This window comes from Pedobacter sp. Leaf194, assembly GCF_001423945.1.
In the GTDB taxonomy this organism is placed as follows: domain Bacteria; phylum Bacteroidota; class Bacteroidia; order Sphingobacteriales; family Sphingobacteriaceae; genus Pedobacter.
The window spans coordinates 297,251-311,751 of sequence record NZ_LMPU01000001.1; the positions used below are offsets into that span (position 1 = coordinate 297,251).

At 38.9% G+C, this 14,501-nt stretch carries 17 protein-coding genes; 2 read left to right on the forward strand and 15 right to left on the reverse strand.

What is annotated here, in order from left to right; translation table 11 throughout:
* Window positions 1-56: 56 nt before the first annotated feature.
* The 9 genes from ASG14_RS01390 to ASG14_RS01435 form a co-directional block, all read right to left on the reverse strand.
* The gene (locus tag ASG14_RS01390; protein WP_056869280.1) at window positions 57-1,277 is read right to left on the reverse strand and encodes a DEAD/DEAH box helicase; all 1,221 of its coding nucleotides are present in this window, start codon (window positions 1,275-1,277) and stop codon (window positions 57-59) included.
* Between the two features lie 162 nt (window positions 1,278-1,439).
* Window positions 1,440-1,883: an Hsp20/alpha crystallin family protein gene (locus ASG14_RS01395; RefSeq protein WP_056869281.1), complete on the reverse strand. Its 444-nt coding sequence runs from the start codon at window positions 1,881-1,883 to the stop codon at window positions 1,440-1,442.
* Between the two features lie 55 nt (window positions 1,884-1,938).
* Entirely contained in the window at window positions 1,939-2,322 is a 384-nt protein-coding gene (locus ASG14_RS01400; protein WP_056869282.1) for a hypothetical protein, read from the reverse strand.
* A 4-nt stretch (window positions 2,323-2,326) separates the two neighbouring features.
* On the reverse strand, window positions 2,327-2,557 hold the full coding sequence (locus ASG14_RS01405; protein ID WP_056869283.1) for a hypothetical protein: 231 nt from the start codon (window positions 2,555-2,557) through the stop codon (window positions 2,327-2,329).
* A gap of 3 nt (window positions 2,558-2,560) precedes the next feature.
* Window positions 2,561-2,830 carry a hypothetical protein gene (locus ASG14_RS01410; RefSeq protein WP_056869284.1) on the reverse strand — a complete coding sequence of 90 codons (270 nt, stop codon included), beginning with the start codon at window positions 2,828-2,830 and terminating at the stop codon, window positions 2,561-2,563.
* 210 nt (window positions 2,831-3,040) lie between these two features.
* Window positions 3,041-3,388 carry a hypothetical protein gene (locus ASG14_RS01415; RefSeq protein ID WP_056869285.1) on the reverse strand — a complete coding sequence of 116 codons (348 nt, stop codon included), beginning with the start codon at window positions 3,386-3,388 and terminating at the stop codon, window positions 3,041-3,043.
* A gap of 11 nt (window positions 3,389-3,399) precedes the next feature.
* A complete protein-coding gene (locus ASG14_RS01420) occupies window positions 3,400-3,951 on the reverse strand; it encodes an RNA polymerase sigma factor (RefSeq protein WP_056869286.1) in 552 nt (183 codons plus the stop codon).
* 319 nt (window positions 3,952-4,270) lie between these two features.
* Entirely contained in the window at window positions 4,271-5,206 is a 936-nt protein-coding gene (locus tag ASG14_RS01430; protein WP_056869288.1) for a PD40 domain-containing protein, read from the reverse strand.
* A gap of 85 nt (window positions 5,207-5,291) precedes the next feature.
* Window positions 5,292-6,050, reverse strand: a complete 759-nt coding sequence (locus ASG14_RS01435) for a DUF4197 domain-containing protein (protein WP_056869289.1) — start codon at window positions 6,048-6,050, stop codon at window positions 5,292-5,294.
* A 411-nt stretch (window positions 6,051-6,461) separates the two neighbouring features.
* Between ASG14_RS01435 and ASG14_RS01440 the strand changes: the two genes are divergently transcribed.
* Window positions 6,462-7,040: an RNA polymerase sigma factor gene (locus tag ASG14_RS01440; protein WP_056869290.1), complete on the forward strand. Its 579-nt coding sequence runs from the start codon at window positions 6,462-6,464 to the stop codon at window positions 7,038-7,040.
* A complete protein-coding gene (locus ASG14_RS01445; RefSeq protein ID WP_056869291.1) occupies window positions 7,033-8,322 on the forward strand; it encodes a hypothetical protein in 1,290 nt (429 codons plus the stop codon). Before ASG14_RS01440 ends, ASG14_RS01445 begins: the two co-directional genes overlap by 8 nt.
* Before the next feature lie 323 nt (window positions 8,323-8,645).
* On the opposite strand, the gene ASG14_RS01450 is transcribed toward ASG14_RS01445, so the two are convergent.
* The 6 genes from ASG14_RS01450 to ASG14_RS01475 all read right to left on the reverse strand — a co-directional run bounded on the left by ASG14_RS01450 (window position 8,646) and on the right by ASG14_RS01475 (window position 14,484).
* Entirely contained in the window at window positions 8,646-9,656 is a 1,011-nt protein-coding gene (locus ASG14_RS01450) for an inorganic phosphate transporter (RefSeq protein ID WP_056869292.1), read from the reverse strand.
* Window positions 9,657-9,667: 11 nt separating this feature from the next.
* Window positions 9,668-10,309, reverse strand: coding sequence for a DUF47 domain-containing protein (locus ASG14_RS01455; RefSeq protein WP_200940304.1), 642 nt, complete (start codon window positions 10,307-10,309; stop codon window positions 9,668-9,670).
* Between the two features lie 359 nt (window positions 10,310-10,668).
* The gene (locus tag ASG14_RS01460) at window positions 10,669-11,694 is read right to left on the reverse strand and encodes a cell wall metabolism sensor histidine kinase WalK (protein ID WP_056869294.1); all 1,026 of its coding nucleotides are present in this window, start codon (window positions 11,692-11,694) and stop codon (window positions 10,669-10,671) included.
* Window positions 11,695-11,740: 46 nt separating this feature from the next.
* Window positions 11,741-12,400 carry a hypothetical protein gene (locus ASG14_RS01465; RefSeq protein WP_056869295.1) on the reverse strand — a complete coding sequence of 220 codons (660 nt, stop codon included), beginning with the start codon at window positions 12,398-12,400 and terminating at the stop codon, window positions 11,741-11,743.
* Between the two features lie 34 nt (window positions 12,401-12,434).
* Complete coding sequence (locus tag ASG14_RS01470) at window positions 12,435-13,199, reverse strand: TIGR03915 family putative DNA repair protein (protein ID WP_056869296.1); 765 nt, start codon at window positions 13,197-13,199, stop codon at window positions 12,435-12,437.
* Window positions 13,200-13,224: 25 nt separating this feature from the next.
* A complete protein-coding gene (locus tag ASG14_RS01475; protein ID WP_056869297.1) occupies window positions 13,225-14,484 on the reverse strand; it encodes a putative DNA modification/repair radical SAM protein in 1,260 nt (419 codons plus the stop codon).
* Between the last annotated feature and the right edge of the window lie 17 nt (window positions 14,485-14,501).

Consider the following 14,501-nt stretch of genomic DNA (forward strand, 5'->3'; position numbering starts at 1 on the left):
TACCCTTAATAGTTGTGAAACAAGAAAGTCTATATCATGCTTATGCTAAATAAAGTTTAACTTGTTGGCTTAGGTTTTTTCTTGTGCCAAACCTTTTTGTTTCCTTTGTTTTGATGTGGTCTTTTCTCTTCTACATGGGTAATTTCCATAGTAGCAACATGCTCGGGTAAAGTCATTTTCGGCACTTCTTTTTCAATTAACTTTTCGATGTTATCGAATTTTCGTTTATCTCGTCCGTTAACCAGCGTAATTGCAGTTCCTTTTGTCGAAGCCCTTGCAGTTCTACCGATTCGGTGTACATAATCGGCTGGGTCGCCAGGTACATCGTAATTAATTACCAAATCAACGCCTTCAACATCAATCCCGCGAGAGAGGACATCGGTACCGATAATTATTGGTAATCTCTTATTTTTAAACGAAAGCAAAATATCTTCGCGTTCTTTCTGACCTAAATCTGAGTGGAAAGCATCCGCTTTAATGCCCAATCCTTTAAAAGTTTTGTATAAAGCCTTTACTTTATCTTTTGTAGATGCGAAAATGATCGCACTCTTGTACGTTCCATCTTTAAAAATATCAGTTAATAAAGCTTGCTTCTGCTGGTCGTGAATGAAGTAGGCTTGCTGATTAATGCCCTCTGCCGGCTTAGCAATGGAAATGGTAATTTGTTGCGGTTCATGCAAAATTTTGCCGGCCATCGTCCTGATTTTTGGCGCCATTGTAGCAGAAAAAAGCAACGTCTGACGTTTTTTTGGCAGGTAGCTTATAATCCGAATAATATCATCATAAAAGCCCATGTCCAGCATCCTGTCTGCCTCGTCTAAAATAAGATGTTGTAAATGTTCAAGCTTCAATACACCTGAAGATAGATGCGCCATTAATCGGCCCGGGGTCGCTATAATTACGTCAACACCGTCACGCATCGAGCGTTTTTGCTGTTCGTATGCAATTCCATCGCCACCACCATATACCGCCAGCGAACTAATATTGGTAAAGTATGCAAGTGCTTCTACTTGTAAATCAATCTGTTGGGCAAGCTCGCGGGTCGGCGCTAAAATTAAAGTATTGTTGTGCCTGTCCTTCGCCCTCATAATCTTGTCCATTACCGGCAAAAGATAGCTGGCTGTTTTTCCTGTGCCGGTTTGGGCGCAGGCAATAAGGTCGTGATTATCTAAAATTACCGGAATGGCTTGTTCTTGTATCGGAGTAGCGCTTTTATACCCCATGGCCATCAGGCCTTCGTATAAGTCGGGGTTAAAATTAAAGTCGTTAAAATTCAATCTGTTATGTTTATATATTTTAGCAAAAGTACCTTAAAATACGGCGAATAGCAAACAAGACTTAAAACTTGATTTGTTAAATGATTTGGAAACCAATTCCAGCAGAAAAAAAAGCCCCGATTGTAAAACAAGCGGGGCTTCAGAAATTATAATAGACGAAACTTAGTTTACTGCAATATCTTTTGCAGGTATATTGGTTTCGGGGTTTTTAGGAAGGGTAATTTTCAGAATTCCATCGGCATATTTTGCAGCGATATTTTCGCTTAACACTTTTCCGTTTAGTGCAAATGCCCTTTCGAAAGCACCGTTACTGTATTCTCTTCTGCTAAACTTTTCTGCGCCGGCATCTTCCTCTTTCGGGGCGTAAGAGACGGTAAGGACATCATCTTTAGTAATCACCTTTAAATTTTCTTTAACCAGGGCCGGCGCAAAAAGATGAATTATAAAGCTGTCGTCAGTTTCTTCGATGTTTGCAGGTACGCGTCTTAGTCTGTCGCCAAACATTTTTTCTGCATGGCGGGCAAATTTCCCATGGTGATGGTGGCCAAAGTTTCTGTCCCAACGGCTATTCATTTTGCCTGTACGGCATCTATTTTCGTTATACATGTTGTTAATTTTAATTGTTATTAGTTTGTTAATTCATTGGCGAAGAGCCAATATTTTAATTGGAAACCCCAAGCGCTGTTTGCGGAATTCCCAATAGCTGTGAAATGATATTGGCGTATGGATAAGAGGGTGAAAAAACCGCATAATCAAATTTTAAACCCCGAATCTGCACCACAATGTCATCGATAAATTTCATTGGTTCTAACAACGCGGTAATTAAACCGGGTTTCGGTTTCCCTGTGTCTTTTACCTTGCCAAAAACATCTAAATCTTTATTGTATGCTTTAAAATCTGCACCGATTTCTTCAATAGGCTGTTTAAATTCATCAGAGCTAAAAAATGTTACCTTTTCGCCACGCGTTATTAGCTCGCTGGCTAAACCGAGGTTTGGCTGAACATCGCTTTCAAATGGCGCACTTAAAAATAGAACTAGAGACATCGGCTTATTTATTAAGGTTTACGCTATCTGTCGCTTTAACTGAGGTATCAACCGTTCCTCTGTAGTGCGGCCTTAACAGATGGGTTCTAGATGGCCGATGGTTGCAATCTTCCAGATTATCCCTGTTTCTAAAATCCAATCTATCGGGGTAACCATTCTTTACTGCAAATGCGTTGAGGCTATAAAATGTTGCTCCTGCAGCAGCTATTGCTAATAATATTCTAATTGCTTTCATCGGTTAATAATTTATGTTAACGTTATGAACTGTACCATTTCCTTGAATTGCAGGTTTGTACCATTGGTTATCTATCGGAACTATTGGCGAATAGTAATGGCCAAATCGCTCATATTTATTGGTAAAATGGCGATAAATTCTGCGTTTGAAAATCAACCTAAACACTAAGCCGATTAACAATACAGCAAAGATAAATTTGAATAAAAAGGGTATGAAGAAGGCGGCTGCGCCAAGCACAATCCCGAAGCCTATTGATTTTAATATCTGTTTCATTTTAAAATTTTGTTATTTAAAAGGGTAGACGGTAGAGTCTTGCTTTTACTTTAAAAAAAAAGAAAAAAGTTTTTAAACCCTAAAATCCCAGCGTTGGAAAAGACCTGAAAAGCAGTATTTTACTGCACGAAGTAAGAAAAGAATGAATCAGAAATGTAGGCTTGGCGAATCATGGTACAAAAAAAAAGCCAGCTAAAAAGCTGGCTAAAATTAGTCTTTGTTGCGATGCCCCCATCCGGCGCATCTCCTTTTATATTCTTCTCTAAACTTTGCCCGTTCTTCATCGTTCATGTTCTGCCATTTTGAGCGCATGCCCATCGCTTTTTGCTTAAAGCGATTGTTATTACCACCGCCTTTATTAAAATTGCCAAAAAGCAACCGGCATAATACCAGCAGGCCCAGCGCCTGCCAAAAATTTAACCGCCCTGCATGCACAACATCCGGTAAAATCCAATTCCATAAATACATAACAATGTAACCCAAAGCAGCGGCAATAAGTGCCACAACCGGTAAAAAGAAAATGAATTTCTTCCCTTTACTAAACTTTCTGTTCATCATTTTCTGCTCAATTAATAGTTAATAAATTCTTGATATAAATTTTGTAATCGGGAACGTAAATGCTTCACCGCGTAGCCTTTTCTCGATATTAAAGTTTTAATATTTTCGCCGGTTTCATCCGCTAATTCCTGAAATGTCCTGTCTTCAAGCTCATTCTGAACGAACACATAACGCTGGTTTTCCGGCAATTCTTCCAAAGCTAAAAACAACTGATCCCAAAAAAGTTTTTTTAAACTTTCCTCTTCAGGAGAGAAAGATTCTGCCAGCAATATCTCTCTGAAATTGATTTCTCCGTCCTCATCCTCATAGCTCAAATCATCTATAAGTACATCTTTTTGCTTACGGTACTTGTCGGTAATTTTATTTCTGGCCACCCGATAAAGCCAGCCACTAATCTGCTCGATCGTTCCAGCCTCGGGCTGGTTGCTCAACTGAAACCATACATCCTGCAAAATATCTTCCGCATCCTCATCCGTGTTCACCCGCCCGCGGATAAAACTGAATAAGCGTTTACCGTAATTGGCAACCGTAGAAATTACATTTTGGGATTCGTTTGTTGGCAAAACTTTTTGTTTGATAACTCCGTAGACGGATGAAAATCAATATTACTTTAAAATTTGCTAAATTTTTTATTGAACAATCAAGTTTTGTTGAAGAAACGGTCGCAAGGCATTTTTTTTTAGAAAATGAAAGGCAGTGGTGCTTGGCAAAATTGGCCCTGCTTTTCATTTCAATTCCGCACTCGTACCTCGCTTGCGGGCTTTACATTGCAATCAGGTTTAATTAACACAAAACTGTGCAAAAAACCCGCATTGCAACCGCAACATTACTAGCAATATTTTGGAAGATTAATCCGGTCGGAAATTGCTCCGGTGTATAGTTTTACTTCAATGTTCCTGTTGGATTGGTTCCCTTATCAACAACCAGTTTACTGTTTCCCTTTAAATCAGAAACATAAATTTTACTCTGGGTAAACGGCTTCTCCGAGCCACTATAAAAAATCCTGTCATCGGCGGTTAAAAAAACATATGGCACATTCATGCCGTCTGCCGAAATCCGCTCTACTTTTTTAGAAGTTAAATCTAAAACATAAACCGCCTGAGCCTGTGCGTTCAGTCCAGGTAATTTATCCGAATTGCCGGCATTAAAAATCAGTTTTTGCCCATCTTTTGAATAAAAGAAACGGTTGGTATTTGCTATATTAAATTGTTTTCCAATCAAAGTTTCAATGGGTTTTTTGTCGATTACCTTCCCGGTAAGGTCAAAAATGTAAAGGTTAATTAAATCCTGTGCAACAATTTCTTTTTCGTTTTTCCAGGTCGGGGCGTAAAAATTTGTGCTAGAAGCACCATCAAACATGGTATAGCCGGTGTTGTCAGTTTTTATCAGGCCAACCTTATTAATGTTTTTCTCATTGATAATGCTGAAAGCCAGGGCGGTTCCGTCTGGCGACCAAATTGCATCGTAATGATTAGCACCATTTACCTGTAACTGCAACTGGCTCTTATTTTCCATATCAGCAACCCATATGGATTTGTGGCCTGCGGTATCTTGAACTGTATAAGCCAGTTTATTTCCATCAGGCGAAATTGCCGGTTCAGTAGCACCACCAAATGATATCTGCTTCATCGTATCAATACTGGTTGCTACAATTTTGTTGCCATCCTGGTAAGCCAGTGCGAAACTTTTATTGCTTAAAGAAATGGTATCCAAAACAGCCTTTTTGCTTCCTTCGCCTGCATTATCGTTGTTACAGGAAGAAACTGTTGCAAAAAAAGGAATAAAAAGGGAAATAATTTTGCCGCTGATTTTAGTCATTTACAATTTTACAAATTGTTTTTAAACAAAAAAGATTTGGGCACGCTACAGGCCCAAATCTTTTCTTTTATGATTTTACAACGACTTAACTTTTTTTCTTGTCGGCATAGCCAAATACTTTTTGTAATAAAGTGGTGCTTCGTGCGCTAAAGTTGTCTCTTATTTTTAGCTCCTCTTTGGCAACTTCCAGAAATAAGCCATCAATTGCCTTTTCGGTTACATATTCGGTTAAGTTTGTGTTTACCGGTTTTACCAACGGCAAACGATTGTATTGCGAAGTTAAGTCGGTATAATACTTGGTTGCATTTACTTTGTTTAAGCTCGTGGTTACAATCGGACTGAATTTTTGCATGAGTTGCGATGTTGTAACGCGTTTAAAATATTCTGTCGCTGCAGTTTTGTTGCCTAAAAGTATATTAGTTGCGTCTGTTAGCGTCATCTGCTTAATTGCCGAAATGAAGATTGGTTTAGCTTCTGTTGCTGCATCTTCGGCGGCCCGGTTTAAACTTACAATAACATTATCGCAAAGTTTATTCAAGCCAATACTTCTTAAAGTTCTTTCAACTTTCTGGGCTTCGGGTGGCATTAGGATTTTAACGGCCAAATTACCCAAAAAGCCATCCTTTACCGAAAGCCTGTCTGCCCCGGCCAAAACACCAATCTGTAGCGCTTCTTTAATTCCCTGACCAATTTCTAAGCTGGAGGGCGTACCACTTACACTTGTTGAGTTGGTTTTTTCTGTAATTTTTTTAAAGATATCGCTCAATTTAACTTGTGCGCTTACATTCAGGTTCGAAAATAATATCAATGCCAGAACTGCGGGTAGAATATTAAATTTTTTCATTTTGTGTGTGTTTAGTTTCTGCTAAGCAAAACCACTGCCACAAAAAGTTATTACAGTAGGAAATGTTTCAAGCGCAGGCTTTACCAGATTTTTAAAACAAGAACTTTCTCTGCGCTTTGCAGCCGCGATCTCCTGTAATTACCTGCGTGTTGTAAACCCGATTGCCGCGGAAATACTTTTTTTGCAACACCATTAATTATCAAGCAGGTTTAGCCAATAAAATATATCTTCGTTTTGCAAGTTACCGCGTTTAAAAAGATTGCAGCAAAAAGCGGGGCAGGACCTAGCCTAATACGCACCGAACCTCGCTTTCCGCATAAATAATCGAAAACCTATATATTCAGTTAATTCGACAATCACTCAGAAATATTTTTTATACTTGAAGGATAATTTGTATTAGCTCCCAATTTTTTGAAGTTTATAAAAAATACAGCTGGAAACAACCAGAAAGAAGATGCTGACTTGATTGCCGAGTATAAAAATACCGGCAATTTAGACTCGTTGGGTACGCTTTACAATAAGTACATGCACCTTGTTTTTGGAGTTTGTCTAAATTATTTTAAAGACGAAGAGCTAAGCAAGGATGCCGTTATGCAGATTTTTGAGGAACTGGTAACGAAACTCAAAATACATGAGGTGCAAAATTTTAAGAGCTGGTTGCACGTTCTCACAAGAAACCATTGCTTAATGGCGCTCCGGAAATCGTCGAAACAAAATAACGTTTCGTTGGATGATACATTTGTGGAAAATACGGAATTTGTGCATCTGGATATTGACAACACAAAGGAAACCCAGCTTACCATTATGGAAAAGTGCATGGAAACCTTAACAGAAGAACAGCGAAAAAGCGTAGATTTATTTTATTTACAGGAGAAATGTTATAAAGAAGTAGCCGATATTACTGGCTACGATATGCTTAAGGTGAAAAGTTACATTCAAAACGGTAAGCGGAATTTAAAGATTTGTATAGAGAAAAATAGCGGTGAATAACGATTGGTTGGATATTGATGTGCTGGAAGATTACCTGGACGGTAAGCTTGATGCTAAAGGTATGCACTTTGTAGAAAGGCAGGCTTTAGATGATCCTTTCGTTGCCGAAGCGCTCGAAGGTTTGCGCCAATCGCCAAAACGCAAGCACACACTTTCTATTTTACAAAAACAGCTTTACGACCGGGTTTCTGGAAAACCCGTTAAACGTAAGATGTGGGGCATTACTACGCAGCGTTTAAGCATTGCTGCAACGGCTACTGTTGCTTTTATTGCGGTAAGCATTTTGTTTTTTATGCGTGAAACAAACCGTAAAAATGCAGAAATTGCTGCCCGAAAATCGACTGGTGTTATTGTTAATTTAGATTCGATGAACGCAGTAGCTTTAACTAAGCCTAAGGCTGAAGATACTGCTATAATGGCAACTGAAGCTTCGAAAACTGCTTTAATTGATAAGGCAATTGTTGATTCGAAAACCGGCGATTTAGCTAAAAATACAAAGGCTTTGCCTTCCATCAAAAATGCAGAAGTTGGAGCCAAACCAGCAATTGTTGGTTCAGCATATTCGGAGGAGAAAATGGCAAAGACAGCGCCAATGGCTATGCAGCGCATGAAGGTTGGCAGCGCTATGGATGAAGTAACGGTTTCTGCTGCGCCTGCAAGTTCTGGCAGCGAACTGATTTACAGTGGTAATGTTGTTTCTCAAACCGGGCAGCCAGTTCAGGGTGCTGTTGTAAAACTTGAAAATTCGAAGGCGGTAACCGCGACAAATGCAGCCGGTTTCTTCACTTTGCCCGTTGATAGTATTGATAAGAATAAGGAAATATTAATTAAGGCCCCGGGTTTTAATGACAGGGCTTTGGTTACCAATCCGGAAGCCATTCGGACGGCTTTATCAGGTGATAGATCGCTAAATGAAATCGCGTTAATTACAGGTTCTAACGGGCGAAAGAAAGAAACCATAGTTCCGCAGAAAATTGTTTTAAAAGCTGTTGAAAATCTGGATGGCGTTAAAGGTGAAATTACGAAACCTGTGCCGGTATCTACCATAAATTACGAGCAGTATTTAGAGAGCAACAACAAGCTTTATAATTCGAAAGGACCCGCACAATATGTTGTTTTGAGCTTTAAAGTTAAAAAGAACGGGCGACCTACCAATGTGTCTGTTTTAAAATCGTTAAACAAAAAGGCTGATGCTGAAGCCAAAAGGCTAATTGAAACCGGCCCTGATTGGGTGTTGCCTAAGAATGGAAATGATGTGGTAGAAATGAGTGTTAAGTTTTAGGATTAAACCAACGGATTAGAAGTCGAACGATTTCGGGAATATTATTTTGTTGCACTACATACGAAAAACCCGTCATTGTGAGGCACGAAGCAGTCTTAATGGTTTCGTTCATATTAACTAACCAATCGTGGTAAAATTGCTTAGTGTCTTGCAATGACGACAAGCCGAAATCATGTATCATCCCCAATTATACACCTAATAATCAAGAGGAAATTCTCGAGTTCTGCTTATCTCCGTTGGAAAAATGTGCATACCCATTTAAAAGAAAAAAGACTAAAGCAATTGCCTTAGTCTTCCTGAAAATATCTAAAAGTATTTTGAATCTATTTGAAGTAATAAATTATTCCATATATAATTGCGGCCAGTGTAGCCGAAACAGGGATGGTTAAAATCCATGCCCAGATTAAGTTAATTGTTACACCCCATCGTACAGCCGAAACGCTTTTTACAACACCTACACCCACAATAGAGCCTGTAATGGTGTGCGTGGTAGAAACAGGAATACCAAAGTGTTCGGTAATGCCTAATGTAATGGCACCGGCACCTTCAGCTGCAACACCTTCCAGCGCTGTAACTTTGGTAATTTTCGAACCCATTGTTTTCACAATCTTCCAGCCACCGCTCATTGTACCGAGTGAAATTGCCGAATAACAACAAATTGGCACCCAAGCAGGCATGGCTTCAAAAGTTGGGATAACCTTTGCAGCAATTAAAGCCGTTGCAATAATACCCATTACTTTTTGTGCATCGTTACCGCCGTGGAAGAAACTCAATGCTGCTGATGATAAAAGTTGTAACCGTTTAAACCATTTTTCTGCAGTTGCAGGTTTGGCATAGCGACAAATATTGATGATGATCAGGGTTAAAACCACCGATATTACCATACCAATTATTGGAGCTAATACAATAAACGATACAATTTTAACAACATAACCCATATTTACTGCATCAAGCGGACTGGCGCCTGTAAGTAAAGCATGTGTCATACCTGCCCCTGCGAAACCACCAATTAAGGTATGCGATGAGCTTGACGGAATACCATACCACCAGGTTAAAAGATTCCAGATGATAGCGGCAATCAGGCCAGCTAAAATAACTTCTAACGTAATGTAATTTTCGATTACCGTTTTGGCAACCGTGTTGGCCACTTTATGGTCGGTAAAATAAAAGTAAGCTGCGAAATTAAAAAGTGCAGCCCACAAAACCGCCTGAAAAGGCGTAAGAACTTTTGTAGAAACAACCGTTGCAATCGAGTTAGCGGCATCGTGGAAGCCGTTAATGTAATCGAAAGCAATGGCCAGAATTACAACAACAACCAATAAGGTAGTTACCATGTTTGTTTTTATTAAGCGTTTTTAACCAAGATAGTTTCCAGTACATTCGCCACATCCTCACACTTATCTGTCGCTTTTTCTATCGTTTGTAAAACCTCTTTTTGTTTAATTAATTCAATTGCATTGGTTTCATACTCGAATAAACGGGCAACTGCTAATGTAAAAACATAATCAGCCTGGTTTTCTCCGCTATTAATGCGGATACAAGCATCGGCAATAACGCGTATGTTTTTGAAACTGCGCAATTCTTTAATTGCTTTATCAATATCGGTACACATTTCTACCAAAAGCTCTGCAATCTTTACAATTGGTTCGTTTATGGTATTCATGTTGTACATCTGCATGCGGTTTGCAGTGCCATAAATATAATCGGCAACATCATCAACTGCCGTAGCCAATTGGTGTATATCCTCTCTATCAAACGGGGTGATAAAATTTCTGCTTAATTCTAAGAAAATTGAATGCGTAATGTCGTCCCCAACGTGTTCTAAGCGCTCAATTTCTTTAAAAATGGTTTTTCTAGCTTCAGCATCACCTGTGCTAACCATTTCTAAAAGCGTTTCAGCAATCTTTAAAGCGTTGCTACCGGCTTGCTCAAAAAGAGGATGAAACTTTCTGTCTTGAGGCGTAAAGAACTTGAAAATATTGTTCATGTTAATTTTTAATATGTTGCAAAGCTACAAGCTCAATGTTAAGTTAATGTTAAGTTCGTAATTATATTAAGCAATCAGCTTGCCACACACATGGTTAAGTAATTCTATAGTGGTCTGCTTGGTGGATGGGCTTTGGAAATGACCGTTTCAAACGCTTCTGTAACTTCAGTCCCGCTAAACGCTGTAGCCCTCATAAAAAATTCGGGGCTGCCGCTTATATCGGGTTTAAGAACGTTAGTAAAACGTTATTAGGAAACCATTGGGTTTACAAATTTGCTGCTCTGTCGCCCGATGATTTATCCGTTAAACCAGTCAGCGTTCACTGCGTTCTGCCTTATCGTTCTCCGAGGTTAGCAATCTTAGCCAGCTTTCTGCAACGTGAAAGCGAAGGTTGTTCCAATTCCTGGGGTACTTCGCACTGAGATTGTTTGCTGGTGGGCCTCCAAAATATGTTTAACGATTGCCAGTCCTAATCCGGTTCCGCCAACCTCGCGGGCCCGGTGGGTGTCAATGCGGTAAAAACGTTCAAATAAGCGAAATAAATGTTTTTCTTCAATACCAATACCATTATCGGTTACCTCAATTAAAACCTGGTCGTGGAGTTCGAATATCTTAATTGCTGTTTCGCCATCTTCAATACCATATTTAATGCTGTTCACCATTAGGTTAATCAGCACCTGCCGAATTTTTTCTCTATCGGCGTTAACTGTGGTAACGGCAGTGTATTTATCCTTAAAAAAGAGTTTAATGTGTTTTCCTTTAGCACGGTCTTCCAGGTTTTCCATTACCTCTTTTGCAAGCTGCACAAAATCGAATTTTTGATAATTAATTGGCGATTCTCCTGTTTCAAGTTTTGCAATGGCATCCAAATCGTTAATTAAATAACTTAAACGTTCTACATTGTTTTCCGCTTTTTTCAAAAATTTTGCTGCCATTTCCGGGTCATCTTCAATGCAATCCTGTAAGGTTTCAATATAACCCTGAATGGCAAAAAGGGGTGTTTTAAATTCGTGCGAAACGTTAGAAAGAAACTCCCGGCGAAACTGCTCCTGTTTTTTAAGCAAGTCAATTTCCTTCTTTTTAGCCCCGGCCCATTCTTTAACTTCTTGTTCTACATCGTTTATCGGGTCAGAACTTACATATTCGCCAAGTGCATCTTTTAAGTCTTTACCAAGTTTAAGGTTATGGATTAGCTTATAAATCAATTTAATTTTCGTGTAAATGTATTTCTCCAGCAGGTAATAGAAAACGAGAAAACTACTGAGGAAAGAAACCCCAAAAGAAATGGCAAGGTAATACCAGCTGTGCTGAAAATAAAAGTTTACCATGCCGATAGAGAGGGCCACGGCGAGGGCAGTAAATAGAACTAGCACACTTAATTTCATGCTGCAATTTACCAGTTTTATATTAAATGATTGTTAAGCTCAGTTGTTACTTTCCAGTTTTCTTGAAGACTAATTCAGTCTTACCCGAATCAACAAGCTTTAAAAAGTTATCATTTTTCTCTTTTACACGGTAAACCTCGGCGTGTGGGGGCTCAATAACAAGATTATCTTCTTTAAGCTCTGCAAAAATATCATTGTTTCTACCTTTTAGATTATCAAATGGAATAATAATCCTTTTATATCCGAGATAATCTATTGTCAAGTATTTTATCTTTTCATTCTTAAAAACAGTAAAAGATGCAGAACCGTCAGCAAGTGTTGATACGGAAAACAATCGTTCAAATGTATTATCGCTCAACACAACCGAGGCGCCATTCAAGGGAAGTTTACCAGCAAATACCTTGACGAAAATGCTTGAATATCCATAAAGTGCTTTGCCCGAATCAATTTTATAAATTGAAGAATCTTTATCGTTAAGTTTGAAATAGTTGAGCGTTAATAGGTTGTTTTCCAGCTTAAACGAGCCTTCGCCAAATATTTCGTTCAGGTGCCCGATAGATTTATCTGTAAAATTAGATCCATTAAAAGTCAAAGTTCTGGTACCTGCATCCATACCTGCAGAATAGATGTAGGTGCCGCTTATCTGACTGAAGGATATATGTGCCGATAGCAATATTAAAAAAGTGAAAATAAATCTGAGTTTCATCGCGTTTCTTTTTTAATAAATTTAAAAAAGTTTTTTAACTCAATTGCTTTTCAGTTAAATATTTCCAGTACCTTTTCGGAACATGCCTTATATGAAGCTTTGTATTTTTACGGGCAACGATATTTGCGCTTTTGAAGTAGTCTTTCCATAAAACGGAATAAAGTTCTTCCTTTTCATTCAATAAAATTGCTTCGGGATTTTTACTATTAACGCCAACTGCGAAATCTATCGTAATTTCTTCTACTGTAGACAGGTTGTAATGTAAACCATATTTTCGCTTCAAGTCATAAATAATCCATTGCTGGTCGGCATAACGGTTTTTGAAATGATTGGAGATTAAAGGTAACACATTAAAATCTGGGTCCACACCGGTGTAAAAAATTCCGTCTGCGGTGTGCTGAAAACGAATAAAGGCTTCCATTCGATGCTTTTCCCGCTCAACACTCTTGGCATATTTTGCTAACGCGATTACATGCGCATTACCGTAATTATTTTCAGCGCCCTTTTCGTTTTGAAAAACGTAGATGGTAAACTGAAAAAGATGATCAAAAGCCTCGGGAATTTCTGACAAGTAGGCACAGTAAAACTTTCTTAGCCAATCTTTCTTCAGCTTGCCTTGCAAACCTTTCCAAACGCGATCTGCCTTATCCGAATTGGTAACAACCGTAAAACTTTCTGAAAATGCTTCCGGTTGAAATGTTTCAATCGATTTAAGTGAAACCGTACCGGGTTTGCGTTCGAACCACTCGAAAACCGCTGTAAGTAACCCAGGTAAGGAGCCGTCGAAAATGTAGGTCATTTAATGTTTTATTATTCCAGGCGGGTTAAAATAAAATCAATTGATTGCTGTCGGTCTTCAAATATTTACTCTGGCTTTCGGCAAGGATAAAAGCTTTAATCTGAGTGCCCTGGTAATCTCTTAACTGGTACGGACTATCAGCACAGGTTATAAAATGTTTAGCACGATTATAAGCCACACCAATCTTTTTAAGTTGGTCTATCCGTAATTTTCCGAATTTTCTGGCCTGAACAATTTTTTGCGCAGACATAACCCCAATGCCGGGAATGCGAAGAATCATTTTGTAGTCTGCTTTATTTATGTCGACTGGAAAATGTTGCATGTTCCTAATGGCCCAACTCAATTTGGGGTCGATATCCACATCCAGATTGGGATTGGCATCATTTAATATTTCCTGAACCTTAAAACCATAAAACCGCATTAACCAATCTGTTTGATAAAGTCGGTTTTCGCGAAGCAAAGGTGGTTGCGTTCCCAATACCGGCATTCTGGAATCGTTACTTATAGGCACATATCCCGAATAGTAAACGCGTTTTAAAGAAAAATTTTTGTAAAAGGCATTTGCGGTGTACATAATGTCTTTGTCGCTTTCAGGCGTAGCACCAATAACCATTTGCGTGCTTTGCCCCGCAGGAACAAACTTAGGCACATGCTTAATTAATTTTTTATCGGCAGCAAACTGGGTAATATTTTGCTGAACAAAAGCCAGTGGTTTTATCACATCCTGATGGCTTTTTTCGGGCGCCAAAAGTTTCAATCCTGCTTCAGTTGGCATTTCCAGATTTATACTCATGCGGTCTGCATATAAACCAGCCTCTTTTATCAGCTCATCACTGGCTCCCGGAATTGTTTTAAGATGAATATAGCCATTATACTTTTGTTCCAACCGAAGCTTTTTACATACCAGCAGCAAGCGTTCCATTGTGAAATCGGCATTCTTAAAGATACCCGAACTTAAAAACAAACCCTCTATGTAATTTCTACGATAAAAGTTCATCGTTAATTCAACCACCTCATCTACCGTAAATGCGGCTCGTTTTACATCGTTGCTTTTCCTCGAAACGCAGAAAAGGCAATCATATATGCAGTGATTCGTTAAAAGAATTTTAAGTAAGGACACGCAGCGGCCATCTTCGGTATAAGTATGGCATATTCCTGAACTGTGGCTGTCGCCGAGACCTTTATTGTCGTTTTTTCTCGTACCACCGCTCGATGAACAAGAAACATCATATTTGGCAGCGTCAGCAAGAATATTCAGTTTTTCGCGAATTCGATCAAAAGACATAGGCTTAATTTTACTAA